Annotated in this window: 24 protein-coding genes; 12 read left to right on the top strand and 12 right to left on the bottom strand. The window is 71.8% G+C overall.

Annotated features, from left to right (window positions below; genetic code table 11):
- Nucleotides 1-113: 113 nt before the first annotated feature.
- From ADY59_RS03415 to ADY59_RS03405, 4 genes are all read right to left on the bottom strand, one after another.
- Nucleotides 114-3188: a S8 family serine peptidase gene (locus ADY59_RS03415; RefSeq protein WP_049557426.1), complete on the bottom strand. Its 3075-nt coding sequence runs from the start codon at nucleotides 3186-3188 to the stop codon at nucleotides 114-116.
- A 116-nt stretch (nucleotides 3189-3304) separates the two neighbouring features.
- A complete protein-coding gene (locus tag ADY59_RS49560; protein WP_156325267.1) occupies nucleotides 3305-3694 on the bottom strand; it encodes a hypothetical protein in 390 nt (129 codons plus the stop codon).
- Between the two features lie 98 nt (nucleotides 3695-3792).
- Nucleotides 3793-4647, bottom strand: coding sequence for a CU044_5270 family protein (locus ADY59_RS03410; RefSeq protein WP_049557424.1), 855 nt, complete (start codon nucleotides 4645-4647; stop codon nucleotides 3793-3795).
- On the bottom strand, nucleotides 4640-5212 hold the full coding sequence (locus tag ADY59_RS03405; protein WP_082309815.1) for an RNA polymerase sigma factor: 573 nt from the start codon (nucleotides 5210-5212) through the stop codon (nucleotides 4640-4642). The genes ADY59_RS03410 and ADY59_RS03405 overlap by 8 nt, the downstream gene beginning before the upstream one ends.
- Nucleotides 5213-5398: 186 nt before the next feature.
- Here ADY59_RS03405 and ADY59_RS03400 point away from each other — a divergent pair, with 186 nt between their 5' ends.
- Complete coding sequence (locus ADY59_RS03400) at nucleotides 5399-5815, top strand: NUDIX domain-containing protein (RefSeq protein ID WP_049557665.1); 417 nt, start codon at nucleotides 5399-5401, stop codon at nucleotides 5813-5815.
- Nucleotides 5816-5963: 148 nt separating this feature from the next.
- On the opposite strand, the gene ADY59_RS03395 is transcribed toward ADY59_RS03400, so the two are convergent.
- On the bottom strand, nucleotides 5964-6362 hold the full coding sequence (locus ADY59_RS03395) for an ACT domain-containing protein (protein WP_049557421.1): 399 nt from the start codon (nucleotides 6360-6362) through the stop codon (nucleotides 5964-5966).
- 168 nt (nucleotides 6363-6530) lie between these two features.
- Here ADY59_RS03395 and ADY59_RS03390 point away from each other — a divergent pair, with 168 nt between their 5' ends.
- Together ADY59_RS03390 and ADY59_RS03385 are read left to right on the top strand one after the other, a co-directional pair.
- Entirely contained in the window at nucleotides 6531-7070 is a 540-nt protein-coding gene (locus tag ADY59_RS03390) for an ArsR/SmtB family transcription factor (RefSeq protein WP_049557419.1), read from the top strand.
- Between the two features lie 17 nt (nucleotides 7071-7087).
- Nucleotides 7088-8377: an MFS transporter gene (locus tag ADY59_RS03385; protein WP_231618517.1), complete on the top strand. Its 1290-nt coding sequence runs from the start codon at nucleotides 7088-7090 to the stop codon at nucleotides 8375-8377.
- A gap of 698 nt (nucleotides 8378-9075) precedes the next feature.
- On the opposite strand, the gene ADY59_RS03380 is transcribed toward ADY59_RS03385, so the two are convergent.
- The 3 genes from ADY59_RS03380 to ADY59_RS03370 all read right to left on the bottom strand — a co-directional run bounded on the left by ADY59_RS03380 (nucleotide 9076) and on the right by ADY59_RS03370 (nucleotide 11336).
- A complete protein-coding gene (locus ADY59_RS03380; RefSeq protein WP_049557413.1) occupies nucleotides 9076-9675 on the bottom strand; it encodes a DUF1707 SHOCT-like domain-containing protein in 600 nt (199 codons plus the stop codon).
- A 64-nt stretch (nucleotides 9676-9739) separates the two neighbouring features.
- Entirely contained in the window at nucleotides 9740-10372 is a 633-nt protein-coding gene (locus tag ADY59_RS03375; RefSeq protein ID WP_231618516.1) for a TetR/AcrR family transcriptional regulator, read from the bottom strand.
- 55 nt (nucleotides 10373-10427) lie between these two features.
- A complete protein-coding gene (locus ADY59_RS03370) occupies nucleotides 10428-11336 on the bottom strand; it encodes a LysR family transcriptional regulator (protein ID WP_082309814.1) in 909 nt (302 codons plus the stop codon).
- Nucleotides 11337-11421: 85 nt separating this feature from the next.
- On the opposite strand from ADY59_RS03370, the gene ADY59_RS03365 reads away from it, so the two are divergent.
- Both ADY59_RS03365 and ADY59_RS03360 read left to right on the top strand, forming a co-directional pair.
- The gene (locus ADY59_RS03365; protein ID WP_231618515.1) at nucleotides 11422-12210 is read left to right on the top strand and encodes an NmrA family NAD(P)-binding protein; all 789 of its coding nucleotides are present in this window, start codon (nucleotides 11422-11424) and stop codon (nucleotides 12208-12210) included.
- Nucleotides 12210-12656, top strand: a complete 447-nt coding sequence (locus ADY59_RS03360; RefSeq protein ID WP_049557406.1) for an anthrone oxygenase family protein — start codon at nucleotides 12210-12212, stop codon at nucleotides 12654-12656. Before ADY59_RS03365 ends, ADY59_RS03360 begins: the two co-directional genes overlap by 1 nt.
- Nucleotides 12657-12684: 28 nt before the next feature.
- Here ADY59_RS03360 and ADY59_RS03355 read toward each other — a convergent pair whose 3' ends face one another.
- Complete coding sequence (locus ADY59_RS03355; protein ID WP_049557404.1) at nucleotides 12685-12882, bottom strand: hypothetical protein; 198 nt, start codon at nucleotides 12880-12882, stop codon at nucleotides 12685-12687.
- A 425-nt stretch (nucleotides 12883-13307) separates the two neighbouring features.
- Between ADY59_RS03355 and ADY59_RS49555 the strand changes: the two genes are divergently transcribed.
- The gene (locus ADY59_RS49555) at nucleotides 13308-13469 is read left to right on the top strand and encodes a hypothetical protein (protein ID WP_156325266.1); all 162 of its coding nucleotides are present in this window, start codon (nucleotides 13308-13310) and stop codon (nucleotides 13467-13469) included.
- Nucleotides 13470-13919: 450 nt separating this feature from the next.
- On the opposite strand, the gene ADY59_RS03350 is transcribed toward ADY59_RS49555, so the two are convergent.
- Both ADY59_RS03350 and ADY59_RS03345 read right to left on the bottom strand, forming a co-directional pair.
- Nucleotides 13920-14435, bottom strand: a complete 516-nt coding sequence (locus ADY59_RS03350) for a hypothetical protein (RefSeq protein WP_049557402.1) — start codon at nucleotides 14433-14435, stop codon at nucleotides 13920-13922.
- 160 nt (nucleotides 14436-14595) lie between these two features.
- Nucleotides 14596-15054, bottom strand: coding sequence for a MarR family winged helix-turn-helix transcriptional regulator (locus ADY59_RS03345; RefSeq protein WP_049557401.1), 459 nt, complete (start codon nucleotides 15052-15054; stop codon nucleotides 14596-14598).
- Between the two features lie 91 nt (nucleotides 15055-15145).
- Between ADY59_RS03345 and wrbA the strand changes: the two genes are divergently transcribed.
- Nucleotides 15146-15802 carry an NAD(P)H:quinone oxidoreductase gene (wrbA, locus tag ADY59_RS03340; RefSeq protein ID WP_049557400.1) on the top strand — a complete coding sequence of 219 codons (657 nt, stop codon included), beginning with the start codon at nucleotides 15146-15148 and terminating at the stop codon, nucleotides 15800-15802.
- Between the two features lie 25 nt (nucleotides 15803-15827).
- The gene (locus ADY59_RS03335; RefSeq protein ID WP_049557399.1) at nucleotides 15828-17303 is read left to right on the top strand and encodes an MFS transporter; all 1476 of its coding nucleotides are present in this window, start codon (nucleotides 15828-15830) and stop codon (nucleotides 17301-17303) included.
- Nucleotides 17304-17405: 102 nt separating this feature from the next.
- Here ADY59_RS03335 and ADY59_RS03330 read toward each other — a convergent pair whose 3' ends face one another.
- Entirely contained in the window at nucleotides 17406-20564 is a 3159-nt protein-coding gene (locus ADY59_RS03330) for a BTAD domain-containing putative transcriptional regulator (RefSeq protein WP_049557398.1), read from the bottom strand.
- A gap of 109 nt (nucleotides 20565-20673) precedes the next feature.
- Here ADY59_RS03330 and ADY59_RS03325 point away from each other — a divergent pair, with 109 nt between their 5' ends.
- The 4 genes from ADY59_RS03325 (at nucleotide 20674) to ADY59_RS03310 (ending at nucleotide 26835) form a co-directional block, all read left to right on the top strand.
- Complete coding sequence (locus ADY59_RS03325) at nucleotides 20674-21807, top strand: alkene reductase (protein ID WP_049557397.1); 1134 nt, start codon at nucleotides 20674-20676, stop codon at nucleotides 21805-21807.
- Nucleotides 21808-22015: 208 nt separating this feature from the next.
- Entirely contained in the window at nucleotides 22016-24517 is a 2502-nt protein-coding gene (locus tag ADY59_RS03320; RefSeq protein WP_156325265.1) for an ABC transporter permease, read from the top strand.
- The gene (locus tag ADY59_RS03315) at nucleotides 24514-25245 is read left to right on the top strand and encodes an ABC transporter ATP-binding protein (RefSeq protein WP_049557393.1); all 732 of its coding nucleotides are present in this window, start codon (nucleotides 24514-24516) and stop codon (nucleotides 25243-25245) included. The genes ADY59_RS03320 and ADY59_RS03315 overlap by 4 nt, the downstream gene beginning before the upstream one ends.
- A gap of 111 nt (nucleotides 25246-25356) precedes the next feature.
- A complete protein-coding gene (locus ADY59_RS03310) occupies nucleotides 25357-26835 on the top strand; it encodes a hypothetical protein (RefSeq protein WP_049557391.1) in 1479 nt (492 codons plus the stop codon).
- Nucleotides 26836-26846: the final 11 nt, after the last annotated feature.

Raw genomic sequence — 26846 nt, 5'->3', positions numbered from 1 at the left:
GAGCGAATCTATCTGATGGTCAAATATGTCCGAAAACCTCTAATACGGGGCAGATTTGCGACGACGCCTGATGCGGTGCGGCCCCACATGCGCGGCGCCGCACCGCATCGCTGTCAGCCGACGGCCCAGGCGCGGGTGATCGTCTGGGTCAGTCCGAGGCCCGCCGCGTCGGTCACCACCGCGCGGAGCGAGACGAACCCGGCCGTACCCGGGTTCGGCACCATGGCGGACCAGCCCGAGCCGGTGCGCACGACCGGAATCTTGCGCCAGCTCGCGCCGTCGTCCACGGACATCTCCAGCCGGACCGATGCCGCCCGTAGCGGCGCGGTGCCGGGGTTGCGTTCGATCCGGACGGGCAGGCGGGTCACGCTGCCGGGTTTGGCGCGGTTGGAGTCGTCCAGGCCCTGGGGGCTGTAGCGGACCGCGGTCAGCGGCAGCGGCCGCGTCTCGGTGGTGGTGGCGGACGGGAACGTCCACACGGACTCCACGCCGGTGGACAGCGCCGAATGCGGGACCTGCCTGCCCATCGATGCGGTCAGCGTGTACGAGCCTCGCCCGGCGGGGAGGTCGGCGCGCAGTTCGCAGCCTGCCGGCTCGTAGATCGAGCAGCCGGCGAGGCCGGCGGTGGCCAGCACCTGACCGTCCTTGGCGAGGGTGGCGGTGCCGGTGGCGGCGGTGTCCGATCCCGTCCGATTCGCGCCTCCGTCGGAGAACAGGCCGACTCCGGAGAAGGTCAGCTTGTCGCCGGTACGGTCGCCGCCCGGCAGCAGGAACGACGGCCCGGTCACCGCGGTGTTCCAGACCTCGCGCGTCTGCCCGCGCCTCATGAGCCTGCCGCCGTCGAACATCAGCGAGGTGCCGACCTCCAGCCCGCTCTCGTACGTCAGCCCCGGGCTGCGGTAGTGGATGAGCGTGCCGGGCAACGCGATGTCGCCGACCAGCCGCCACAGGGTCGAGCCGGGGAAATCAGGGTCGTGCAGTCCGGCCAGCGGAGTGCCCGTGGCCGCCACTCCTGAGGCCCGGTAGGTCGCGGTGACCTTCGCCAGATCCGTCCGCCTGACGTTGTAGGCGGGATTCTCGGGCAGGCCGTCGGTGCGGCGGTCGACGAGGCTGTAGACGTACGGGCTGGGAGAGACGTCCTTGTGGAGCCACATGGTCTCCAGGCTGTAGGTCAGACCGGGCCGATGGCTGGGAACGACGAAGAAGTCGGTGTTGACGTCGCCGCCTATCGACCACGTGGAGTTCCAGGCGCCGTGGGCCAGGGTGAGGCCGTAACCGCGCTGAAGTTCGGCGCTCGGATCGTCAACCGCGATCTTGGCCGCATTGCCCTGGCGCATGTCCACTGTGAGCTGCTGGTCGCCGCCGTCGATCTTCAGGTTGGAGTCGGCGATCGTCATGACCCAGCTCCCGTCGATCTTCTCCAACGCCTCGGTGTAGAAGTTCCAATCGCCCTCGGGCAGTCGTGTCTTGGCCACGCCGTCCCGGAAGGGCGGCTGGTGGATGATGCCGGTCTTCGCGTCGTAGATCTGACCTTGGATGGGGTTGATCGGCCGGCCCTGCCTGCCGAGGACCGTGATGGTGACCTCGTAGGACTCGGGCTCGACGTAGGCGCCGGCCAGGGTGCGGACCACCGTCTCGCCCGAACGGGCGGTGACCGTTCCCGGGTAGTCGCCCGGCGCCTTGCCGGTGGCGTCGATGATGAGCGTGATCGAGGACTCGCTCATGGCCGGAACCGTGACCTGGCCGGCCGGCAGCTTCAGCACCTCGCCCTCAGCCGACAGGTCCAGGGTGATCGGAGCGTCGCTCGCATTGGCGTACGTGATCGTCCTGGTCGTCACCCGCTCGCCGGTGGCATTCCACGGGAAGGCCGCCCAGACGTTGCCCTGTGCGGCCACGACCTGCTGCTTCAGCACGCGTACCAGGTCGATCAGACCGGCTCCCTGCTGATAGAGCGTCGCACCCTGAGCGGGCGCGGCGCTGCCGATCAGCGCGGCCTTGAGCTGCGCGCCCGTCCACTCCGGATGGCGCTGGGCCAGGATCGCCGCCGCCCCCGCCACGTGCGGGCTGGCCATCGACGTGCCGCTGAACGCCCGGTGGAGGCCGTCGGCGGTGCCCGCGGCGGCCGCGGCCACGATGTCCACGCCCGGCGCGGTCACCTCGGGTTTGATCGCGTGGTCGCTCACTCGCGGCCCCGGACTGGAGAACTCGGCCTGCCGCCCCTGTTTGTCCACGGCGCCCACGGTCAGCGCCGCCTCGGCGCTACCGGGGCTCAGCACCCTGCCGCCGGGTCCGTCGTTCCCCGCCGCCGCGACGAACAGCGTGCCGGTACGCTCCGACAGCGTGTTCACCGCCTGCTCCGGCGGGTCCAGATCGGAGCCGTCCGTGTCGCCGAAGCTCATGTTCACGACCTTGGCCTTGACCTCGACGGCCGCCCACTCCATGCCGGCGAGGATGGCCGAATCGGTCGGACCCGCGGCGCCGCCCACCTTCCCGATGGCCAGCTTCGCCTCCGGCGCCACACCCCGGTACTTCCCATCCCTGCCCGCCACGATCGAGGCGACATGGGTGCCGTGACCAATAGTGTCGCGGATGTCAGGATCGTCGCTGAAGTTGCGCTCCTGCACTACCGCGTCCTTCAGGTCCGGATGGTCGGGGTCGTAGCCGGAGTCGAGGACCGCGACGGTGACGCCCTTGCCCGTCATGCCCTGCTGCCACGCCTGCGGGGCGCCGATCTGCTCGACGCTGCGGTCCAGCGAGAACGACCTGCGGCCGTCCAGCCACAGCTTGGTACGCCCCGCCGCCAGGGCGCGGGCGCCACCGGCCAGTTCCTTCCACGTCTGAGCCGCGCCGGCCTTGGGCAGGCGAAGCGTGGTCATGCCCAGGCCGGCGAGCCGCCGCGTACCCTGTGCGCCCCGGAGCGCAGAGGCCGGGCCCGATGCCGACTGCATGATCAGCGGAATGTCACGGGTGTCGGCGTCGCCGTATCTCCACTGCAGCAACTGGGTGACGTCGAACAGCCGCTCGTCGAGCACCCCCTGCGTGACCAGGGTCTGGGCGTCGGACGGAATCACATACAGGTGCCCGTCGCGTACCTGGCTCGTGAAACCGACATCCTGCCGGCCGGGTCCGGGATCCACCCGGTGCCCGCGGCCGGCGACGACGACACGGTCACCGGTGATCAGAGTCACTCCGTTCGCCTGTTGGGCGGCAGCTCGCGCTTCCGGTGCCGGCGTCGGCGTCGGCGTCGGCGTGCCGCCCACGATCGTTCCCGCCAGGGCGACGGCGAGAAGCGCCTTACCTAAAATCATGATCTACCTATCGGTCGAAGTAGCAACTCACGCTCATGCTTCGCCGCAAGCCGGGATCTTCTTCCTTGAGGCATATGGCCGGTGGGACGCGGTGCACCGGCCGCCATCGTCATCTGGGGTCCGCGGACTCTTCCCGCAGGACGACAGGGCGAGGTGGCCTGCACGCGGGGGTCCTGGAGATGCTGGGCAACGGGAAGACGCTCGAGGTCTGTGGCATCGGCCCCGACGCCGGCTCGCTCGGCCATGACCACGACCTGGTAGTCGCAGAGCAGGCCGGTGGTGATCACCTCGTGGGAACTCAGGTGGCAGGCCACCGGCCCGAACAGCCGTTGATCGCTCATGGACAGCGCGCCGTCGGCTGCGGTGATGAAGGGCGTCGCGGTCATGAAATCCGTCCCGCCGAGGACGAACCGGCCGGTTCGGCGCGACCGCGTCCAGGCGGTGGTCCACGCCTGCCGCGGGGGCCTGGCGACCTGAGCCGCTCCTACCTGGGCGGCTGGTCCGTCCAGCCGGTGCTGATCGCGATGAATCCGTCAGGGGTTCCTGCCACGTCGCCGTCGTAGGTGTGGAGGTAGTTGGTGCGTGTCACCCGGGCGGTGCCGGGATCGACGACCAGCCTGATCTGCCGCTCCCCGTCGGTGTCGGTGATCAGCAGTTCCTCTCCGCCGTCGACCGTGCCCGTCCTGCTGACCTCCGGCATCGCGGCCAGGGCCCGGAACGCCGCCGAACGCACCTCCGCGGGCGCCGGCAGCTCCGTGATCAGCGAGATCAGGGGGAGGGCCTGAGGGCTTCGCTCCTCGGGGACGTCCGGGTCGCGGTCGTGCTCCGGAAGTTCGGCGATCCGCGCCCGCAGCGCCTCCGGGTCCGCCGGCAGCGCTTCCAGGTCCTCGAAGTCCAGCTCCGCGGCCTTGAGCGTGAGCGGACCCCGGCCGGCGACGACGGTACCGGGAGGGTCGCCCGGCCCGTTCCTGGACCAGCGCCGGCCGTCGCGGGTGGTCCAGCTCTCCTCCAGCGGCATCTCCGGATCGCTCCACCTGCGGGTGACGTGCCAGTAGTCCCCGGAAGCCTCGGGCGTACGTTCCGCGCTGACGGCCGCCATGAGCAGGACCTCCCGGCCCGAGGCCGGGGCGGTGGGGCTGGTCACGCCCGTGCCGACCAGGACGACGGCCGCCGCAGCGGCGGCCACCAGGCCGAGCCCCGGCGCCAGCCACCCGATCCGCCGTCGCCCGCGCCCGCGCGTCGTCCGGGTCTGGAGCCGGCCTCTGCTGCGAGCGATCGCCTCGGCGGACGGCTCGGGCTTGGCCAGCAGGGTGGCGAGGCTGGTGTCCAGGTCATCCATGGACGGTCTCCTTGTCGATGAGATGGTGGATCTTCGCGCGGGCCCGGCTGAGCCGGGAGCCGACCGTGCCGGTGGAGATGCCGAGGGCCTGGGCCACCTCGTCGTAGCTGAGCTCGCCCAGGGCGACGAGCAGCAGCACATCGCGCTCGCCGCTGGACAGCGCGGCCAGCGCCTCGGCCAGGCGCGGCTGCATGCGCTGGGTGGCGACCGCGGTGACGACCCGGTTCTCGTGCCCTTCCGCGACCGTCTCGGGATCCAGCCGGGCCAGCGCCCTGTAGTGGCGGGTCTCCTTGCGCCGGTGCCTGGCGATCAGGTTGGTGGCGATGCCGAACAGCCAGGGCCGCAGGTTCCCGCGTGCCGGGTCGAAGCGGCCACGCTGGTCGAAAGCCAGCAGGAAGGCATCGGCGGTGATGTCCTCGGCGTTCTGCGTGTCCAGGCGGCCGGCCACGTACAGGTAGATGTCGCGGTAGTAGCGGTCGTGCACGGCGGTGAACTGCTCGGGATCGCGCCTGAACCGGGCGGCCAGTTCGGCGTCCGTCACCTGTTCGCCCACGTCGGCGATCACGTTCTTGTCTCCGGCATATGCCTGCCTTCCGGGCGGTGGTCATGTTCACCCATCCTTCGCCGCAAGCCGGAATCGTCTTCCCGCCCGCCCGGGGCCCATCGATCGGCGACCGCCGCGAGGAGCCGGGTGGCCGTGCCGGCGCACCCGTCCGGGGCCGGCCTCGCCTCGGTGGGTCAGAATGTGCCGATGACGATCTCCGCTGACGACTCCGGTCCGGTCCGGATTGTGACGGCCGTTCTTCTCGACGGCGATCGGGTGTTGCTGTGTCATCGAAGCGCCGGACGCCGTTGGTATCCCGACGTGTGGGACCTGCCGGGCGGTCATGTCGAGGAGGGGGAGGATCCGAAAGAGAGCCTTGTCCGTGAGCTTCGTGAGGAGTTGGGAATCACGGTATCGGAGCCGTCCAGCCCGCCGATGCATGGGCTCCGGACCACGACGTTCGACATGCAGATCTGGCTGGTCGACCGGTGGGCCGGAACACCCGTCAACGCCGCGCCGGACGAGCACGACGCTGTGGCGTGGTTCGAGGCGTCCGACCTTGGCAGCCTGCGTCTCGCCCATGAGCCGTATCTCTCGATGCTCACCGCCGTGCTCGCCACGTGACGTCGCTCCGGCAGCCAGGGGGCGCGCTCATCGGCAGTTCGCGCACTCGCACCCGGCTCGGGTTGGACGGAGGGTGAACGGGCTCCGGTTCTCACGAAGCATCTCGGCACGCGGCGCCGGCAATGTGACGCCCGATCTCGCGAGCTGTCTAGTGCGGTGAGCGGAAAGGTGCCCCGTCCTCGCTTTGCACCTGGTGCCCGGCTTCCTCCAGGACGACGACGGCCTGCTGTTTTCTCTGCACGGGAACCAGAACCAGGTCGGCGTCGAACGTCGAGGCGACGAACACCGGGATCGCCGCCTCTGCCAGCGGCCTGACGATCGCCGCCAGCATCCCGGGAACGTCCAGGTCGTGGGCTGTGTCACCACTGTAGAAACCGATCCACCGTTCCCCGGACTCCAGAGGCCGGACCGCACGGACAACGGTCAGCCCTTCGGGCGCGCGCACAAGCACGATCCAGTCGTCCTCGGGGGACGCCGCATGCGGCAATTGCTCAAGGACGAACTCTGGCGAGACGATTCGCAGCCGCTGGGTCGTGATCGGGTTCATGGACGCGTGTCTACCAGAGATCCTGCGACCCCGCCGCTCATGCAGCTGGTGGCACCGGCGACCGCTTCCGGTCACAGCGAAGGTTCTGACCGGTGGTGGCGACGGCGCTGGACAGCTGATCCGGAAAACCCCTTGCCTAATGGTCAAGAATCCTTGACCATTGAGCGCATGACTACTGAGGATCCTCCCGAGACGTTCCACGTCACCACTGAGGAGCAGCTACGCGCCGTCTCCAATCTCACGCGCCACCGGATCATGGCCGTGCTCCGCTTCGAGCCCGCGACGATCACACAGATCGCCGAGCGAGTAGGTCTTGCGAAGGGAAGTTCCAGCTACCACGTACGGCTGCTCGAACGGGCCGGCCTGGTGAAGGTGGTACGGACACGGAAGGTCCGCGGGGTCACCGAGCGGTACTACGCCATGGCCGCGAGGGCGATCGCGCTGCCGGATCCGGGCCAGGGAGGGCCGGATGTGCTGATGCGGCATGCGGTGGCGGATCTGGAGGCGGCGCCGGTGGATGGCGCGCGGCACGTACGGATGGCACATCTGCGCCTCACCGACGAGCAGTTCGCGGAGTTGGGGGCGCGGCTGGAGGCACTCGCGGACGAGTACCAGGAACTGGCCGATCCGTCGCTGCCGGACGCGTCGCTCGTCTTCGCGCTGTTCCACCCGGCACCGCGCGCGCAGGCCGAAGGGGACGCCAAGTGACCTCAGACGTTCGAAAGTTGCCGACCGGGTTCGGGCGGCTGTGGACTGCGCAGACGGTGTCCTCGCTCGGTGACGGGGTGTCGCATGCCGCGCTGCCGCTGCTCGCGTTGACGTTGACGCGGGATCCGATGGCGCTGGCCGTTGTCACGGCGGCCGGGACGCTGCCGTGGCTGCTCTTCGGGGTGCTCGGCGGTGCGCTGGTGGACCGCTGGGACCGTCGGCGCACGATGTGGGTCACGGATGCGGCGCGTGCGCTGCTGCTCGCGATACCGGCGGCGGCGGCCGCGCTCGACGTGCTGAGCATTCCGCTGCTCGCGGCCGCCGCCTTCCTGCTCGGCCTCGGCGGACTCTTCTTCGACACGGCCGCCACGGCCTATCTGCCGGATCTGCTCGGCCGCGACCCCGCGCTCCTGGAGCGCGCCAACTCCCGCCTGCGCGGCACCCAGACCGCCGCGTCCGGCTTCGCGGGGCCGCCTGCGGGCAGTGCCCTGCTCGCACTCGGGCGGGCGGTCCCGCTGCTCGCCGACGCGGTGTCGTTCGCGATCTCCGCACTGCTCGTACGGTCGCTGCCTGCCATCCCCCGGCCCGTACCCCAGGCCCGTGAGTCGCTGCTGCGGCAGGCGCGGGCCGGCGCCTCGTACGTGTTCAAGGATCAGTTGCTGCTGGGGCTCGCGCTGCGTCCGGCGGTCGGGAACATCGCCTTCATGGCCGTGGAGACCGTACTCGCCCTTTTCGCACACGATCGTCTCGGCATCGACACCTTCGGCTTCGGCCTGCTCCTCACGGCGGAGGCCACCGGCGGACTGCTCGGCGCGGCCATCGCCTCCTCCCTCGGCCGGCGACTCGGCACCGGCACCGCACTGACCTGCACGGCCGCAGTCGAGGGGCTCGCCATCCTGGGCCTTGCCGCGGCCCCGAACCCGTACGTCGCCGGCCTCGCGCTCGCCGTCTGCGGTGCGGGCATGGGCGCCACGATGGTGCTCGCCCCCTCCCTCCGGCAGGCGATCGTCCCCGCCCACCTGATGGGCCGGGTCGCCTCCACCTCCCGCATGCTCGCCATGTGCGCCGCCCCGTTCGGCGCCTTCCTCGGCGGCTGGCTGGCCACCGCCTACGACGTACGCACCTCGATCTACACCGCCGCCGGCCTCCTCCTCGCCATGACGGCAGTCACGTCGACCATGACCAGCAATCGCCGGGTGGAGGCGGCGCTGCGTGCCGCCGCCCCGGCCGGTGAACCAGAGCGCCGTGATCCCGTTCACGAGGGCGCCATTCAGGATCATTCCCAGCCTGCCGGAAGTGCGCGATGAGGACAGCCGCCGCACCCAGCGTTTCGCCTGCGTGCTCGGCGGGTCCGAGCAGAGCCTGGCTGGTCAGATGGTGGAGGAGTTCGACGTGAGAGCTTCACCCCGGCCGACCATGCCGCGCTCGCCGGTGAATGGTCCTGGCTCCACGACGTCGTCGGCCCGGCGACGCAGAACGGCCCCGACGGGCTGCTCGACGATCAGGTCGCCCAGGTGACCGCCCCCCGGTCCCGGTGGTGCACGGCGCTCAGGACAGAGTCGTGCCCAGCTCACACGGCGAGTGGTCGGCGCGCCACTGTCCCCCGGCCGAGCTGAGGCTGACCCCGGACGACGGGCACATCTCGATCCTCAGCTCCGCCGCCGCGGCCCTGGACTGGCTCAGCGAGCAAAGCACGCGCCCCCGGCAAGCACCCGCTGCGAACTCACCAGGTATCCAGGCGAACGGGCTGGGGGAGGTCGGGCTCCGGCTGGGCGAACAGCACCCCGGCACCGGCTCCTCGCCGGGTTGTCGGGCTGCCGCTGTTCACGGCCTGCTGGATCGCAGGTGTCAGGCCCCCGGGCGGCCCGCAGTAGCGGGTGACGAATCGGCGGATTGACGATGTGCCCTGCCTCTGGTCAGCCAACAGGACTGGACTCGACGATCGCAGTGGCCTGGCGATGCCTTTGTTGGGATGGCGGCGCCTGGCCTGGGACTTGAAGACGCCTCAACTGCGACCCAAGGGCTCTTTCGGGGCCGCCTTTGCCCTCGTGCCGACGCTGCCGAACAAGGCGAGACCGCTGATGACAATGCGTGGCGCTCCCCGCTCTGCGCGGACGGCGCTCCTGCCGAAGGCGCCGAACAGGCCGAGTCCCTTGACCTCGACCTCCACGTCGTCGGGCACGATGACTTCCGTGTGCCCCCACAGGGCGAAGGCGCGTACCCGGATCTCCGGGCTCGCGAAGCGGGCGTCGCGCAGGTCGATCACGCCGCCGCCGAACATCGACAACGAGGTGAACTCGCGCGGGGCGACCCAGCGGCCCTTGCGGCTGAACCAGCCGAACACGCTCATCGCGAAGCGGGAGGTGGGCTCGTCCCGCACCACCAGCAGATCCGCACGAGTGGGTTCGGGAAGGCCGCGCCCCGCGTATGCGAGCTCGTCCTGGGTCTTGGCCTGGTAGATCTCGGTCAGTCGCTGGTCCAGTTCGCCCAACTCGACCCGGCCCGCGGCGACGGCCTCCTGGAGGCGTTGCGCCGAACGTTCGCGTTCCTGGTCCGAGGGGCGCACCTGCCGGCCTGTGATGAGGTCGGGGGGATGCTCGTTCATGTGCCCAATCCCGTCTGTGCGGTCAGCGTGACCACGCCATCCTATTCTCCAATTGGAGAACAAGTCAGTCCGCACCCTCCCAGCCGGACTCCTCCACCATGTGGGCGCCCAGCATCCGCGTGAGCTGGGCGCGGAACTCCGCTTCGTGCGCGGGGTCGTCGGGATCATGCCCCAGGCCCGCCAGCCATGTCCGGCCGCCGATGGCGAACCCGTAGGCGGCCGACAGTCCCATCAGGACGACAGCCTCGATACGCCCCCGACCCGGAACGGGGTGCCCCGCGAGCGCACCGCGAATCCCGGCCTCCATCGTGTCGATCAGCCCCACCAGTTCCGGTCGCACGGCGCCTTGGTAGTCGGCGTGGAGCTCGGCCCAGACGAACAGGCGTAGGTAGCGCTCGTCCGCCAGGGTGGTGAACAGCACGTCCATGATCCCTGCCGCGGTGGGCACGTCGCCCTCGGCGCGGATGCGATCGCGTACCCGAGCCTCGATGTGATCGTTCTCAACCCGCAGCACTTCCCGCACCAGTGCGGCGTACGTGCCGAAATAATGGGACACCAGCCCATGGGCGACACCGGCACTTTCGGCGATCTGCCTCAAGCTCACATTGTCCGGACCTCGTTCCCTGATCAGCCCGGCCGCCGCCGTCAGCAGTTCGGCGCGGGATTCCTCGGGGCTGCGCCTGCGTCTGGGTGCCATGACCGGCAGCCTATTGTCCGCTGGACAACAGGAGTGGAACTCGTGGCGACGATGCTCAAGAACCGATCAGCGGGTCCGGATGCAGGCGCACGTAGTCGGCCGCCGCCTGCGTGAACGCGCGCACTCTGGCGCTCTCGGCGGAGGTCAACCAGACCAGCCGCCACTCGAACGGCCGGCCATCCTGGATCGGCACGTAGGTGACGTCCGGCCGTGAGTCGTAGCGGCGCGCGTGTGCGGGCACGACGAAGACGCCCTTGCCCGCCCCGACGAGCGCGAGCATCTCCTGGATGGTCCCGAACGTGGGGCCGCGCGGGATCGGCAGACCGCCAGGCGTGGTGCGCGGCACCACCAGCGCGTCCACCTCGTCGGCGAACTCCCTGGGCCGCAGCACCCTGTCGCGGGCCAGGTCCTCCATCGAGACCGACTCACGGCGCGCGAACGGGTGCCGCGAGGAGACCGCCAGCACCGGCTGCTCGCGGAACAGGATCGGCCCCTCGGCCACCGCCGGCTCCAGCGACGGCGCGCCGACCAGCAGGACGTCGATCTGGTCGCCGTGCAGGAGCGAGGTGCCCTCGGCGTAGCGGCTCTCGGTGATCTGCACCTCGCACTCGGGGTAGCGACCGTGGAAGAGATCGGAGACCTCGATCACGAACTGGCCGACCGCGGTGCCGACGAACCCCACCCGCAGCACGCCGTCGATGCCCCTGCCCGCGGCGACGGCCCGGGCGATGCCCTCCTCGATCTGCTGGAAGGCCGGCCGTACGTCGTCGAAGAGACGCTGACCGACGGGGGTGAGCGCGACCTGACGGCTGGTGCGTTCGAACAGCGGGACGCCGATGCGGCGCTCGATCTTCTTGATCGTCTGGCTGACGCGAGCGGTGGAGACGTGCAGCCGCTCCGCGGTGCGTCCGAAGTGCAGTTCCTCGGCGAGCATGAGGAAGATCTCCAAGTCCCGCCGCTCCACTTCGTGAACCTCCGTATTAACGATCGTTGCCGACACTCTCATTGTTGCCGATCCGGGCAAACAGCATCGTGGAGGCATGACAAACATGACTCTTGTTCTTGGCGGAACCGGCAAGACCGGGTGGCGTGTGGTCGAGCGGCTGACTGCGATGAACGTGCCGGTCCGGATCGGCACCCGCTCGGGCGGCGTCCCCTTCGACTGGGCGGACCGCTCGACCTGGGCGCCCGCGCTCGAGGGGACCCGCAGCGCGTACGTCTCCTACTACCCCGACCTGGCCGTGCCCGGCGCGGCCGACGACATCGCGGCCTTCACCGAGCTGGCCGGCTCGCGGCGGCTGGTGCTGCTGTCGGGCCGCGGCGAGGAGGAGGCGCAGCAGTGCGAGAAGATCCTGGCCGCCTCCGCGGCCGAGTGGACCGTGGTGCGCTGCAGCTGGTTCAACCAGAACTTCAGCGAGGGCTACATGCTCGAGCCCCTCCAGGAGGGAGACGTCCACCTCCCGGCGGGTGAGGTGCCCGAGCCGTTCGTGGACGCCGACGACATCGCCGACGTGGCGGTCGCCGCGCTCACCCGGGACGGGCACGCGGGGGAGGTCTACGAGCTGACCGGGCCCAGGCTGCTGACGTTCGCCCAAGCCACCGCCGAGATCGCCGCGGCCGCCGGGCGCGAGATCAGCTACACGCAGATCCCGGTCGAGGCGTACGTGCAGCACGTGCCCGAGGACGCCGCCGGTTTCCTGACCTACCTGTTCACGACGGTGCTCGACGGCCGCAACGCCTCGCTCGGCGACGGGGTCCAGCGCGCGCTGGGCCGCGAACCGCGCGACTTCGCCGACTTCGCCCGGGAGAGCGCGGCGGCAGGAATCTGGAGCTTGTGATGAGATCAGCGCTGCTGCTCGCGGCGACCCTGGCTGCTGGCCTGATGGCCGGCCTGTTTGCCGGGTTCGCCTACGCGGTGATGCCGGGGCTGGCCGGGGCCGGTGATGCGACGTTCGTCGAGGCGATGAACCAGATCAACATCGCCATCGTGAATCCGCTGTTCCTGCTGGTGTTCCTGGCCGGGCCGGTGCTCGGCCTGGTGGCGCTCATCCTGGAGCGCCGCTGGGCGGTTGCGGTCGGGTTCGCGCTGTCGGTGGTGATGCTGCTGGTCACCATGGCGGCGAACGTGCCGCTCAACGACGCGCTCGCCGCGGGCAGGGTGACGCGGTCCGGGTTCGAGGGCCCCTGGAACACCTGGAACGTGGTGCGGGCGGTGGCCGGCACCGGCTCGCTGGTGGCCTTCAGCTGGGCGCTGCTGACTGTGCCGACGAAGCCCTCGACCTGATCCGCGCGATCTTCCTCGAGGCCGCGGGCTACGACCTGCCCCCCCGCGGCGCACGCAGCAGGACCACAGCCTGCGCCGCCGGCCGAGGGTGCGCGGACGACGAGCCGGTGCGGCCGTTCGAGGTGATCGAGCAGGTGAACCCCGAGCCGGACGAGTCGAGTTCGTCGGGCCGAATCCCGAACAGCTCCAGGCACCCGCTTACGCCGGTGACCGTGATGACAGGCATCCGGTGCTTCGCCCACGCGACCGCGTTCACGTTCTCGGCCCAGCCGCCCAGTCGCGCTGCGCGCCGCTGGGAGAACGCATACCGCGTATGAGGAGGAATGCACGTACGTCTCGCGGATACGCCGGAACTCCTCCGACTCCGGGTGCGGTCCGGGCGTTGTGACCTTGTGATGGCTTCGGGCCGGGTTCGACGTAGCACAGGGTGGTGCGGGAGCCACCGCGTCGACTTCCGGTAGCCCTCACTGGGCCGGGCCAGTGGCACGCCAGGGTCGAGCTAGCGGAACCGGACAACATTCAGAACGTGGATCTCCCGCGCGGCTCTGATGATCCTCGATGAGCCGCGTTCCGGTCTCGATCCCGAAGCCGAGGCTGGCGGCGCCTGTGCGCGCCTCTTCCGCCCGAGGCATCGAAGGAGGTGAAGACAGAATGCTGGACAAGCTCATCGACCGGTTGGTCCCCACGGCCAAGGCCGACGCGGCGTGCACCCCGAGGTGCGTGCAGATCAGCTACGACCCGAACACCGGCTGCTACAAGATGCGGTGCTACAACACCAACTGCGGCTACCGCACGGTCACGATGTGCAATTGATCGCGTCCTTGACCACGTGATCTGCACCTTCAGCATGTGTCGTGCCGCTTCACATGCTGAAGGAGCGACTGTTCGGTCTATGGCCGGGCGGCTGCGGCGCGCGGTGCGCCCGGACCTCGTCGCGGTCGTGGGGGCGCCGAACGCGCCGTCGAACAGGGCCTGAACCACGGGACGGCCTGCCCCCCGGGCAGAGTTCGAGCTCACGATCATCCTGGGGTGAGCGTCAGCGTCCGGCCTCGCCTTGCGGCAGGAAGGCACGGCGATCCTGGCGCACCAGGCTCCGCGCCTCGTGGAGGAGATGTCCCGCATGGCGTGGACACTTCTCCACAGCATGATCGCTCGTGTGCCCCTGGCACAGGGTGCACAGCGTGCTCAGCGTCAGGGCCAGGTCCGGGAGGACTCTGGATGGCTTCGCGGGCGAAGGGATTCCCTCCGCGTGCGTGCCCGTCGTCAGGTGCAGCAGGCCCGGGCAGTTGAGTGAGCACGACCGGGCAGAGTACGGCGTACGGACACGGCCTCCTCCAGCTCGGTCCGGGCCAGAGCGCTAGGGCCCACCCGCTGCAGCAGCCGCGTGGCGCCGCAGTTGTGCAGGGCACTGCCGAGCAAGTGCGCGCCCTTCTTGTGCCCGCCGGCGGCCTGCTTACGGCGCAGGTCCACGAGTCTCTCGAAGAAGCCGACGGCCTCCTCCCCCTCGCCTGCCTCGGCATGCTCGCGGGCTCGCCGCCCAAGGGAGTGCATCCGGAGGCGACGGCCGATGTCGGAGGGGTACCCGTATTCGATGTCCCGATGGAGCCCGTCCTGCAGGTAGGTGCGGACGGCGAACGTGAGGCGGCCGGCGGTGAAGGCCCTGACCAGCCACCCGCCCGCGATGCCGAGCGCCCGCCCCCAGCCCGGCAACCAGACCAGGACCGCGACTACGGCGGCAGCCGGTAACAGGGCGGCGACGACTCCACAGCTCGGGCGCATGCTCCCGATGGAGACATCAAGTAGCGGCGGGATGAAGGGGGACCTTGATCCGCAGCCGGGATGAACCTCAACGGACCCTCCGGCCTGCCGGCCCTGACCAGCGACATCTTCAGCGGGTCTACGACAGGGAGCGAGCGGCTGCCGGCGGATCGGGAGCCGTTCAGCCCTCCCGGCAGGGCACCGATCGGCGCTTGGTGTCGACGTTGCCGGCCAGAGTGTGCAGCAGGCCGGGCAGCTCCGCAACGGTCTGATCGGGCAGACCTGCCACGGTCTCCTCCGCCAGGGCGCACCACAGCTGCCGGACCTGGCCGACGAGGTCCCTGCCGCTGTCGGTGAGCTCGGCGACGGTGGCGCGCTGGTCACCTGGGGCGGGCGTGCGGCGGATGTAGCCGGCGGCTTCGAGTTTGCGGGCCATGAGCGTGACACTGGGCGGCTCGACGCCGAGCACCTCGCTGAGCTTGGCCTGGATCATCGGGCCGGTCCGGGCGAGTTCGAGCAGGAGTGCCTCCTGCCCGGGATGCAGGCCCAGCGGGGCCAGCAGCGCGGCGGCCCTGGCCCGGTGCCGCAGGGTCAGCGTGCGGACGGCCTGGTTCAGGGCGTCGGCTTGATCGAAGTCCACGGGGCACTCCTTGACAGGATCATTATGCGAATAACTATTATGCGGATAACATTATCTGCATAACCAATTTTGGGCAACCCAGGGAGCCGACATGACCGCGAAGATCGCCGTCATCTACTACAGCGCCACCGGCGCCGTGCACAAGCTTGCTCAGGCCGTCGCCGAGGGCGCCGCGTCGACCGGCGCCGAGGTGCGGCTGCTGCGGGTGCCCGAGCTGGCGCCCGACAGCGCCATCGACGAGAACCCGCTGTGGCGGCAGCACGCCGACGCCACAGCTTCGATCGCCCAGGCCGCGGTCGAGGACCTGGCGTGGGCCGACGCGTTCGCGTTCGGGACGCCGACCCGGTTCGGCACGCCTGCCGCGCAGCTCAAGCAGTTCATCGACCAGACCGGCGGACTGTGGCGGGAAGGCGAGCTGGCCGGCAAGCCGGTGACGGCCTTCACCTCGGCCTACAACCGGCACGGCGGCAGTGAGGCCACGATCCTGTCGCTGGGCAACGTCTTCTACCACTGGGGCGCGCTCATCGTCCCGCCCGGATACACCGACCCGGCCGTGTACGCCGCCGGCGGCAACCCCTACGGCACGTCGCTCGTGGCCGGCCCGACCGGGGACGACCAGGACACCGCGACGCTGGCCGCGGCCAGGCACCAGGGACAGCGACTGGCCCAGATCACCATCCGGCTGCTGGCAGGCGGCCGGACCGACGCCGGCGAGCCCGTCGCCGCCACGGCCTCCCAGGGCGTGTGAGCGGCGAGCCGGAGAGGAGAGAATCATGGGCACCACCAGCACCGTGACGCAGCCGGCCAGATCACGCGCCGGCACCTCCTGGCTGGTCCTCGCGCTGGCCTGCGCCTGCCAGTTCATGGTCATCCTGGACTCGTCCATCATCAACGTCGCCCTGCCCTCCATCCGCGGCGACCTCGGTTTCACCTCCACCGGCCTGGCCTGGGTGGTGAACGGCTACCTGCTCGCCTTCGCCGGTTTCATGCTGCTGGGCGGCCGGGCCGCCGACCTGTTCGGCCCGCGCCGGATACTGATCGCAGGGCTGGCGCTGTTCTCCGCCACCAGCCTGGTCGGTGGCCTGGCGACCGCGCCGGAAATCCTGGTGGCGGCCCGCGTCGCGCAGGGCGCCGGAGCCGCCATGATGGCCCCGGCGACCCTGGCGGTGATCAACACCGGCTTCGCCGAGGGCCGCGAGCGGGCCCGCGCGTTCGGCGCGTGGTCGGCCGCCGGCGGGATCGGCGGCATGGCGGGCGCCCTCGCCGGTGGCGCCCTCACCACCGGCCTGTCGTGGCGGTGGGTCTTCCTGATCAACGTGCCGATCGGCGCGGCGCTGGTCGTGCTGGCCATGATGGCGCTGCCCGGCCGCCGGCCAGGGCGGCGCGAACCGCTCGACCTGGCCGGCGCGGTCACCGGAACCGCGGGTCTGGCCGCGCTCATCTACGGCGTCATGCACGGCACCGACCACGCCTGGACGTCGGCGGTGGTCGTCGTGCCAGTCGTGGCCGGGCTGCTCCTGCTCGCCGCCTTCCTCGTCGTGGAGGCGCGGTTCGCCGCCCGGCCGATGGTGCCCCTGAGGCTGTTCAGGATCCGGGGGGTGGCGGCCGGCAGCGGCATGCTGCTGATGTTCGGCGGGATCACCATCGCCATGTGGTACTTCACCTCGCTGTTCCTGCAGAACGTGCTCGGCTTCGGCGCGCTTCAGGCCGGGCTCGGGCAGACCCCCGCGGCGGTGACCTTCATGGTGGTCGCGCGCTTCGCCGCCGGACTGCTGCCGCGCACCGGCGTACGGCCCCTCATCCTGGCCGGTGGCGCCTGCTTCCTGGCCGGGTTCGGCTGGCTCGCCCAGGCCGATGCCGGCAGCGCCTACCTCACCGGCTTCCTCGGGCCCACGCTGCTCATCGCGGTCGGGATCGGGCTGACCTTCCCCACCCTCATGGCCGCGACGACCGCCGACGTCCCGGAGGGTGACGCGGGCACGATCGGCGGCCTGGCCCAGACCGCCGGCCAGGCGGGCGGGTCGATCGGCCTGGCCGTGCTCGTCACCGCCGCCGGCGCCACCACGGCGGCCGGTGGCGGGTCCCCGGCCGACGCGCTCGCCGCCGGCTACGACCGGGTCTTCCTCATCGCGGCCGCGCTCTCGGTGGCCATCGCGCTGGTCAGCACGCTGCTGCCACGGCACCGGCCCGCGCGTACGCCTCCCGCTCCGGCTGAAGACCTCAGCCCGCACTCGAAGGAGGCCCGATGAAACTCGCCCCGCACCCGCACCCGCACCCGCACCGCCGCGGGACTGCCCGGCCACAGGCGGGACCTGCAGCGCGAACCCCGCTCAGGCCTTGGAGCACGGCAGTCAGGACGCGTCGGACAGTGTCGTCCGGGCGACGTGCGCGGCCTCGTGCGGGGGGAGTTCCGTGCCACGCAGGAAGGCGTCGGCATGCGCGGCCTCGCCCAGGACGGCCCTCGTCACCGCCATGATCCGATCCACGTCACCACGTTCGGCGGGCGGCAGCGGCGCGCCCACGCTTCGCCGGGCCGCGTCCGCCGCGCCGAGCAGGAGCGCCGCGCTCTCGGCCCGGCCCGCGTCCCCGGACAGCGCCGCCGCGCCCGCCAGCCCTTCCAAGGACAGCGCCACGGCCCTCGGCTCTCCGATCGAACGGGCGACCTCCAGCCCGCGCAGCTGACAGTCCGCGGCCCGCGCCGCGTCGCCGCGCAGCTCGGCGGTGAAGCCCAGCTCGACGAGCAGCAGGTGCTCGCCGGCCGCCGAGGACACGAGCTCGTCGCGGAGCCGGATCAGGTACGCCTCCGCCGCGTCGAGGTCGCCGGAACGGCGGGCCCCGAGGGCGAGCCCCATGACCGCGTGCACCTCGCCGTAGACGTAGCCCTGCTCCACGGCCAGCCGCCGGGCCCGTTCGTGCAGTTCGCGGGCACGATCCCAGTCCTGGGAGAGCAGCGCCAGCCGGCCGAGCCCCGAGTGGCGGGCGGCGACCTCCGCCGCCAGGCCCAGCTCCCGGGCGATGCGCAGCCCTTCGGTCTGGCGGCGGGCGGCCTCGGCGTAGTCACCCTTGATCTCGGCGAGCGTGGAGAGCGGTGACACGGTCTGCAACTCGCCCCAGCGGTCCCCGAGCTCGCGGAAGAGCGCGGCGCTGCGCAGGCCGTCCCGGGCGACGGCGTCGAGGTCGCCACGGGCCAGCGCGGTCATCGCCCGCAGCCCGAGTACGGCCGCGGTGCCCCATTCGTCGGCGGCCAGGAGGTCGTGCGCCTGGGCGTTGAGCTCCTCGCCGGCCGCCGGGAGCCCGGCGTGGAAGAGGCCGTACGCGTACAACCACACCGCCCGGCCGCGCCGTTCCGGGGCGTCGATCCCGGAGTGCGGCGACGGGCGCGGGCTGGAGCGGTCGCCGCTCAGCAGCGTGAACGCGCCTTCCAGCACGCGTAGTTCGGCGGCCTCGGGGGCGACGGCGAGCACCGCCGACAGGGCACGGCGGCCCTCGCTCAGCCTGCCGCGCAGCAGCCACCACCAGCAGAGGGCGGTGGCCAGCCGGGCTGCCGCATCCGGGAGGACCGCCCCTTGCAGCGCCGAACGGAAGTTGGCGGCTTCCGCGTCGAGCCGGCTGAGCCACTCCTGCTGCCGCGGACCGCGGAGCTGAGGCTCGGCCTGTTCGGCGAGGTCCAGGTAGTGACGCAGATGCCGCTCGCGAACCCCCGCGAGTTCGTCCGCCTCGCGCAGGCGCTCCGCCGCGTACGCGGCCACCGATTCGAGCAGCCGGTAGCGCGGCCCCGCCGGACTGTCGGCCATGACGACCAAGGACCGGTCGACCAGGCGCGTCACCAGGTCGAGCACCTCGTCGTGGTGTACCCCGGTCCCGGCGCACACCGCCTCGACCGCGTCCAGGGTGCAGCCGCCGGCGGGTACGGCCAGGCGGCGCAGCACCACCCGCTCCGGCTCGCTGAGCAGCTCCCAGCTCCAGTCGATCATCGCCCGCAGGGTCTGCTGCCGGGCCGGCGCGCCCCGCTGCCCGGCCGTGAGCACCCGGAACCGGTTCTCGAGCCGCGCCGCCAGCTCCCGCACCCCGAGGCCCCGTACCCGGGTCGCCGCCAGTTCGAGTGCGAGCGGGATGCCGTCGAGGCGGCGGCAGATCTCGGCCACCGCCTCGCGCGTCCCGCCGTCGAGAGCGAAGCCCGGGGCGGACGCGGTGGCCCGCTCGGCGAACAGCCGGATCGCGTCGGCCGGTTGAAGCGGCTCGACCGGGTACACGGTCTCGCCCGTCAGGCCGAGCGGCTCGCGGCTGGTGGCCAGGACCTTCACCCCCGGCGCGGCGCGCAGCAGCAGGTCCGCGAGCTCGGCGGCCGGCTCGATGACCTGTTCGCAGTTGTCGAGTACGAGCAGGATCCGGCTCTCGCGCAGGGCGGCGGCGAGCCGGTCGGCGGGCGGCCGGGGCGTACCGGGCCCCGGCGGACCCGCCGGGACGTCGCCGGTGAGGCCGAGCGTGGCCGCGACCGCCTGCGCGATGTCGGCCACGCCTCCGCGCTGGTCGGCGAGCTCGACCAGCCAAACCCCATCGGGAAAGCACGGGCCGTTCGGCGACCCCTCCGACGGCGCTCGCGACGCGGCCTCCACCGCGACCCGCGTCTTGCCCACTCCACCCGGCCCGATCAGCGTGACGAGGCGGACACGAGCGAGAAGCCTGCCGATCTCCTCCAGAGCCTGCCGGTGCCCGATCAGGGCGGTGAGCTGGGCGGGAAGATTCGTCCGGGGGCGATCGGGGACGCCAGGAGGCGGGCCGAGCGACGTGTCCTGGCGCAGGATCGCCTGGTGCAGCGCGACCAGCTCCGGGCTGGGATCGACGCCGAGTTCGTCCGCCAGCCGGTGGCGCAGCTCCGCGTACGAGGCCAGCGCCTCGCTCTGGCGACCGGCCAGGTAGAGGGCCCGGAGCTGGACGGCGCGCAGCCGTTCGCGCAGCGGATGGCGGGCCACCAGATCGGCGAGTTCCCCGGTGAGCAGGAGATGGTCGCCCATGGCCAGGCGGGTCTCGGCCTGCTCCTCCACGACCGCGAGGCGCTGCTCGGTCAGGCGGTGCGCCGCCGCGCGGACGAACTCCTCGTCGGCGAAATCGGCGTACGCCGGCCCGCGCCAGAGTCCGAGCGCCTCGGTGAGCCGCGCGGCCCGCGTGGCAGGGTCGGCGGAGCGGGCCCCGGCCACCAGGGCCAGGAACCGGTCCGCGTCCACCTCGTCGGCCGGGCCGAGGCGCAGCAGGTAGCCGGGCGCCTGGTAGGCCACGCGGTCGCGGCCGACGGCCCGGCGCAGCTGGGAGACCTTGGCCTGCAGGGCGTTGGCGGGGTTGCCCGGCGGCTCCGCGCCCCACAGGTCGTCGATGAGCCGGTCGGCGGCGACCGGCCGCCCCTCGTGCACGAGCAGATCGGCGAGCAGCGCCCTGACCTTGGCTTCGAGGACCTTGACCGGCCGGCCCCCGTCGTCCTGCACCAGCAGTGGACCAAGCACTCCGAACCGCACAGTGGTCACCGTACACAGGGCCGGGCGGCGGACCGTCAGCGGACCATCAGGAACCCCGAAGCGCTCAGGAGCACAGTCGTCACAGCCACAGAACATGAGAGATCGGACCATGACCATGTCAAGCGCAGCGTTGACCTCCCGCCTGTTCGAACCCGCCAGGCTCGGCGCTCTGCACCTGCCCAACCGGCTGGTGATGGCGCCCCTGACGCGCAACCGCGCGTCGGCCGACGGAGTCCCTGAGCCGATCATGGCGACGTACTACGCGCAGCGCGCGTCCGCCGGGCTGATCGTCGCCGAGGCCAGCACCCCGAACGCGGTCGGGCAGACCTATCCCGACATTCCCGCCATATATAACGACGCGCACGTGGCGGGCTGGCGGCGCGTCACCGGCGCGGTGCGCGCCGCGGGCGGCACGATGTTCCTGCAGTTGCAGCACGGCGGCCGGATCGGCCACCCGGACACCACCGGGCTGATGCCGCTCGCGCCCTCGCCGGTGGCGTTCCCCGACCCGATCCACACCCCCGGCGGGTCCAAGCCCGGGGTCGTGCCCCGCGAGATGACCGTCGCGGAGATCCGTTCCACCGTGGCCGACTTCGCCGCCGCCGCCCGGCGCGCCATCGACGCCGGGTTCGAGGGCGTGGAGGTGCACGGCGGCAACGGCTACCTCATCCACCAGTTCCTCTCGGAGGCCACCAACCACCGGGCCGACGCCTATGGCGGCTCGGCGGCCGGCCGCATCCGCTTCGCGGTCGAGGTGGTCGAGGCCGTCGCCGACGCGGTCGGTCCCGCGCGGGTGGGCCTGCGCATCGCACCCGGTGTCACGGCCAACGCCATGCGCGAGCACGACATCGAGCGCGTCTATCCCGCGCTCGTCGGCGCGCTGGCCGACAAGGGCCTGGCCTACCTGCACGTCGTGTTCGCCGACCCTACCCAACCCCTGTTCCACCGCATCCGCGGCGACTGGCCGGCCACGCTGATCGCCAATCCGGCGCTGCCCTGGCCGACTCCGTTCCCTGCCGGCGGCGGCCGGCACGAGGGCGAGCGGCTGCTCACGGCGGGCGCCGACCTGATCTCGCTCGGCCGGGCGTTCCTGGCCAACCCCGACCTGGTCGAACGGTTCCGTCGCGGCACGCCGCTCAACCCGGTGCGACCGGAGCACTGGTACGGGGGCGGCGAGGTCGGATACACCGACTACCCCACGCTGGCCGCCGCCCGGGAAGATCGCGATCCGGTCGGAATCTGAGGCGGGCCGAGCTACCCTCGGCGGGTCCCTCACCACCCCGGTACCGGGGTCCCGGCCATGCCGTCCGGCAGGACCGCGGTACCGAGGCGGAATCCGTCCGGCGGCCGAGGAACGGGACCGCCATGACCGGCACGCTGGAGGAAAGCCCAAGGAATCGTGCTGGAACGCGGGCCCGGTCGCTTCCGGGGCCCGGGTCGGAGGTGGTGAGGTGACGTGGCTGGCATGGCGGACGCTGCGGTGGCATCCGGGCAGCCTGATAGGCATGCTGGCTACGCTGGTCGTCTCGGCGACCGCGGTCGGGGCCTTGTGGTTCGTCGTCGACTCCGCGGACCGGCAGGAGGTCCCGGTGGAGCGGTACGCCGGGGTTCCGCTGGTCGTCGGCACGAGCGGAGGCGGCATCTCGCCCGCACTGGCGGCGGCCGTGGACGCGCTCCCCGAGGTGGGGGCGACGGTTCGTGATCTCAGTTTCCCGGCCGTGCTGTTCGTCCGCGGGGCTCGGCTGGAGGTGCCCGGGGACCAGTGCCTCTGGCCGTGGGGGCACGGCTGGTCGAGCGCGCGGCTGACGCCCTTCCAGCTCACGGAGGGCCGCCCGCCGCGGGCGCCGGGCGAGGTGGTTGTGGACGCACGGCTGGCCGCGGTGGCCAGGACCGGAATCGGGGACCGGGTCGAGGTCGCCGTGTCGGGAACCGTCCACGTCCACAAGGTGGTCGGCGTGGCGGCGCCCCGCTCGGCCTGGCGGCACCAATCGGCGCTGTTCTTCGCCGACGGCCACGCCGCCAGGTTGTCGGGACGCGGTGAGCGGGCCGACGCGCTAGGGGTCTACCCCCGGCCGGGCGTCGGCACGGAGGCGCTGCGGGCGGCCGTGACCCGGGCGGTGGAGCCGTACAACAACGCCGGGCTGCGGATCGCGCGCGTCGCCGTCGGCGCGGACCGCGGCGGGCAGGAGAACAACATCGTCTCCAGTGCGGGCTTCAACACCCTGTGGTTCCTGGTGTGGGTCACCGCGCTGGTCTCGACGGGCATGGTGGCGGCGGCCATGGGGCTGTCGGTCCGCCGCCGCGGCCTGGAGATCGCCGTTCTGCGTGCTGTGGGAGCCCGCCCCGGGCAGATCCGGCGGATGCTGCTGGTGGAGACGGTGTTGCTCGTGGTGGTCGCCGCGGCGGTGGCGGTCCCGCTCGCCATGCTCCTCGCGCCCGCCGTCGCGGCGCGGTTCCGGGACTTCGGTACGGTGAGCGTGGCGTTCGAGGTCGGCCATCACCCGCTTCCGGTGCTGTGGACGTTCGTGCTGACCCTGGCCATCGCCCTGGTGGCGAGCCTGGCCTCGGTACGACGAGCGCTGCGGATCCGTCCGGGGGACGCGCTGGGCGAAGCCCCCGCGGAGGGCAGGCGGCTCGGCAGGGGACGGCTGGTGGCGGGGCTGACGCTGCTCGCCGGAGCCGGCGTCCTGTCGGCCGTGCAGTTGTGGGGGCTGATCGGGCTGCACGGGGCCGCCCTGCTGGGCCTGCAACTGGGCACGGTGTGCCTGACCGTGGCCGCGGTCGGGCTGGTGGCCCCGTGGATCGTGCTGGCCTCCGGCAAGCTGGTCCGGGGCCTGGCCGCCCGGGTGTCGCGGGTGGACGGGTTCCTGGCCGCAGCCAACGTGATCTTCAACCACCGTAGGTTCGCCGGGGCGGTGGGGTCGCTGGCGCTCGGTGTGACGCTGGTCGGCGTGGTCGTGGGCACGCAGCTCTTCTACGACTGGCGGCTGGCCGCGTACGCCGTCAGGGACGTCCGCGCCGACCACGTGCTGCGGCCGTCGACAGGACAGGGCGCGCTGTCGGAGGAGTTGCGGCGCCGCGTCCTGGCTCGCGGCGACACGTCCGCCGCGGTCGGGATCGTGACGATGCCGGTCGCCGTGTCGGTGGATGGACGGCCGTCTGCCCAGGACCCGCCGCCCACCCACGCAACCCTGATCACCGGAGACGTCACGCGGGTCGTCAATCTCACCTTGCGCGGCCGGTCGCCCGGCGACCTGGGCGAAGGAGAGGTCGCCGTCAGCGACTCGCTCGGGGCCGGGCTCGGGTCGCGGCTACGGGTCCGGTTCCCCGGCGAGGCCGAGGACGCCCTCTACACCGTGACCACGGTCTACGCCGACACCGGCGAACTGGGGTCGGTGCTGCTGCCCGCCCACGCGATCGCCGGCACCCACCTGCCGTCGCGGCAGCACGAGCGGATATACGTGCGCGGAGTGGACCCCGGCCGGCTCGCGGATCCGCGCGTGCCGGTGGAGTCCTTCACCAAACAGGAGTACGTCTGGCAGAAGAGCCGGGAGAACGCCGAACGGAACCGCACGATGCCGTACGTCTCCCTGCTGGTCGCGCTGCTCTGCCTCGTGGCCGCGATCAACAGCCTGTGCCTGGGGCTGCTCGACCGTCGGAGGGAGTTCGCCGGCATGCGGCACCTTGGCATGCGCCGCGGCCAGGTGATGAGGATGGCCTGCTGGGAGAGCCTGTTCACCGTGGTGCCCGTCCTCGTGCTGGCCCTGGCCGCGACCGCCTGGGTGACGCTCGTGCACGCCGCGAGCGAGCCCGGCGGCCTGGCCGTCACGTTGTCCCTCATCCCCTTCGGCTGGCTGGTCCCGCTCGGCGCGGCCGCGCTCACCGGCGCGCCGGCGGGATCGCTGCTGGTCGTACGCGCGGCACTGCGAAACGAAAGGCAGGTCACCGCATGAACGGCGGTATCGAACCCACGGTGCGTCTCGACGGCGTCGGCAAGGTCTACGGCACGGGCGTCTCGGCGGTCGCCGCTCTGCGCGACGTCAGCCACGCCTTCACCCGCGGGTCGTTCACCGCGGTGATGGGGCCGTCCGGCTCGGGCAAGACCACGTTGCTGCAGTGCGCGGCCGGGCTGACCCGGCCCACGTCGGGTTCCGTCAGCGTGGGCGGCGCCGACATCACGCGGCTGAGCGAGGCCGAGCTGTCCGGCCTGCGCAGGCACCGGATCGGCTTCGTGTTCCAGGCGTTCAACCTGCTGCCCGCGCTGACGGGCAGGGAGAACATCGAGCTGCCGCTGCGGCTCGCGCGACGCCGGCCGGTGCCCGGCCGGGTGGAGGAACTGGTCGGCCGGGCCGGGATCGCCGAGCACGTACACCGCCGCCCGCACGAGCTGTCCGGCGGGCAGCAGCAGCGGGTGGCCATCTGCCGGGCGCTGGTGGCCGGGCCGGAGGTGGTGTTCGCCGACGAGCCGACCGGAAACCTCGACGCCAGATCAGGACGGGAGATCCTGGGCCTGCTGCGGCGCGTGGTCGACGACCTGGAGCAGACGGTCATCATGGTCACCCACGACCCGGCCGTCGCCGCCCACGCCGATCGGGTGCTCTTCCTCAGCGACGGCCAGGTGGTGAACGTCATGGAGGCCCCGACGGCCGAGGCGATCGCCGCCGGCCTCGGAATCCACTGACGCACGCGAGGCTGCGGGCCGTCGAGATGCGTTGCGTCCTGATCCCCGGTCGCAGCTGGGTCGCGGCCGCTGCGACGGTGCCGGGACCGCGGACCGCGTACAACCGTCGGCATGAATTCCATTCGTACCCCGGTGGACCGCGCGCTCATCGCCGCCGAGTGGCGCGGGCTCACCGGCGCTCGCGGCCGGGTCGCCGGCCTGCTGACCGCCCCGCTCGCCACCGTGCTGCTGAGCCTGGCGGTCGCCGGGACCGTCAGCGTGACGTGCAGCAACGGCCCCGTCGAAGAGCCGTGCCAGGCCCCGATCTCCGGCCCCGGCGGCCAGGCGGTGGTGGACGATTTCACCTACGTGCACCTGCCGCTGAGAGGCGACGGAAGCATCACCGTCCGGGTGAACTCGATGACGGGACGGATCAAGGAGCCCCCGCCTCCCGGCACGGGCGGCGGCCCGCCGCCCGTTCCCGGGCTCGTGCCGTGGGCGAAGGCGGGCGTCCTGGTCAAGGACGGCATCCGGGAGGGATCGCAGTACGCGGCGATCATGGTCACCGCCCGGCACGGCGTCCGCATGCAGCACGACTTCACCGAGGACACGGCGGGCTCCGCCGGAGGCTTCCCGCGCTGGCTGCGGCTGACCCGCACGGGTGACACGCTGACCGGTTCCGAGTCCGCCGACGGCAAGCAGTGGTCGGAGGTCGGTACGGCACACCTGACCGGCCTGCCGTACACCGTGAACGTCGGGCTGTTCGCCGCGTCGCCGGGCGACGTCACGGTGGAGGACGGCGGGGCCGGTCAGGCGACGAGATTCGCCGAGGCCACCGCGGTCTTCGACCAGGTCAGCCTGCAAGGCGTCCCGGCGGGCGCCGACTGGACCTTCGACGACATCGGCGCACGCGTGGAGGACGACGGCGTGACCGTCCACCACCCGGGCGCCTTCGCTCGATCCGGTGACGAGTTCGTCCTGACGGGAGCGGGCGACATCGGGCCCAACTGGGTGGGCCTGGCCGTGGAGAGGAGCCTGCTGGGGCAGTACGTCGGGCTCATCCCGCTCATCATGGTGGCGGTCTCGTTCGCCACCGCGGATGGCAGGCGGGCTCTCGCGGTGCTCGGCGCCAGGTCGGTGGTCATCGGTGCTGCGGCCTTCGCGACCGGGCTGGTGTCCGCCGCGATCACCCTGCCGATCGGCTCGGCGCTCCTGCGCGGCAACGCCGTCTACCCGCTTCCCGTCGGCCTGCCGACGCAGCTGCGGGTGATCGTCGGCACCGGCCTGCTGTTCGCCGCGGTGGCGGTGCTCGCCCTGGGGCTGGGCGCGCTCCTGCGGCGTGGCGCGGTGGCGGTCTCCGTGGCGGTCGCGGTGACCATGGTGCCCTTGCTGCTGGCCGTCACCGCTTCCCTGCCGATGGACGTGTCGCAGTGGCTGCTGCGGGTCACCCCGGCCGCGGGATTCTCGATCCAGCAGAGCCTGCCCGAATACGACCACATTGACGCCTTCTACACGCCCTTCCTCGGGTACTTCCCGCTGGCGCCGTGGGCCGGCTTCGGCGTGCTGTGCGCCTACGGTGTGCTGGCGGTGTTCCTGGCCGCCCGGCGTTAGCTTCCGCGGTT

The organism is Nonomuraea sp. SBT364, from assembly GCF_001083785.1.
In the GTDB taxonomy this organism is placed as follows: Bacteria; Actinomycetota; Actinomycetes; order Streptosporangiales; family Streptosporangiaceae; genus Nonomuraea.
Note: the sequence above shows the minus strand (reverse complement) of the source record. Positions and strands in the feature narration are given on the sequence as shown.

Coding starts and splice junctions, on each gene's coding strand:
- ADY59_RS49560 (WP_156325267.1), bottom strand. CDS start 3,694: ATGACCGCGACGCCCTTCATCACCGCAGCCGACGGCGCGCTGTCCATG.
- ADY59_RS03410 (WP_049557424.1), bottom strand. CDS start 4,647: ATGGATGACCTGGACACCAGCCTCGCCACCCTGCTGGCCAAGCCCGAG.
- ADY59_RS03400 (WP_049557665.1), top strand. CDS start 5,399: ATGACGATCTCCGCTGACGACTCCGGTCCGGTCCGGATTGTGACGGCC.
- ADY59_RS03395 (WP_049557421.1), bottom strand. CDS start 6,362: ATGAACCCGATCACGACCCAGCGGCTGCGAATCGTCTCGCCAGAGTTC.
- ADY59_RS03390 (WP_049557419.1), top strand. CDS start 6,531: ATGACTACTGAGGATCCTCCCGAGACGTTCCACGTCACCACTGAGGAG.
- ADY59_RS03380 (WP_049557413.1), bottom strand. CDS start 9,675: ATGAACGAGCATCCCCCCGACCTCATCACAGGCCGGCAGGTGCGCCCC.
- ADY59_RS03375 (WP_231618516.1), bottom strand. CDS start 10,372: ATGGCACCCAGACGCAGGCGCAGCCCCGAGGAATCCCGCGCCGAACTG.
- ADY59_RS03365 (WP_231618515.1), top strand. CDS start 11,422: ATGACTCTTGTTCTTGGCGGAACCGGCAAGACCGGGTGGCGTGTGGTC.
- ADY59_RS03360 (WP_049557406.1), top strand. CDS start 12,210: ATGAGATCAGCGCTGCTGCTCGCGGCGACCCTGGCTGCTGGCCTGATG.
- ADY59_RS03355 (WP_049557404.1), bottom strand. CDS start 12,882: ATGCCTGTCATCACGGTCACCGGCGTAAGCGGGTGCCTGGAGCTGTTC.
- ADY59_RS49555 (WP_156325266.1), top strand. CDS start 13,308: ATGCTGGACAAGCTCATCGACCGGTTGGTCCCCACGGCCAAGGCCGAC.
- ADY59_RS03350 (WP_049557402.1), bottom strand. CDS start 14,435: ATGCGCCCGAGCTGTGGAGTCGTCGCCGCCCTGTTACCGGCTGCCGCC.
- wrbA (WP_049557400.1), top strand. CDS start 15,146: ATGACCGCGAAGATCGCCGTCATCTACTACAGCGCCACCGGCGCCGTG.
- ADY59_RS03335 (WP_049557399.1), top strand. CDS start 15,828: ATGGGCACCACCAGCACCGTGACGCAGCCGGCCAGATCACGCGCCGGC.
- ADY59_RS03325 (WP_049557397.1), top strand. CDS start 20,674: ATGACCATGTCAAGCGCAGCGTTGACCTCCCGCCTGTTCGAACCCGCC.
- ADY59_RS03315 (WP_049557393.1), top strand. CDS start 24,514: ATGAACGGCGGTATCGAACCCACGGTGCGTCTCGACGGCGTCGGCAAG.
- ADY59_RS03310 (WP_049557391.1), top strand. CDS start 25,357: ATGAATTCCATTCGTACCCCGGTGGACCGCGCGCTCATCGCCGCCGAG.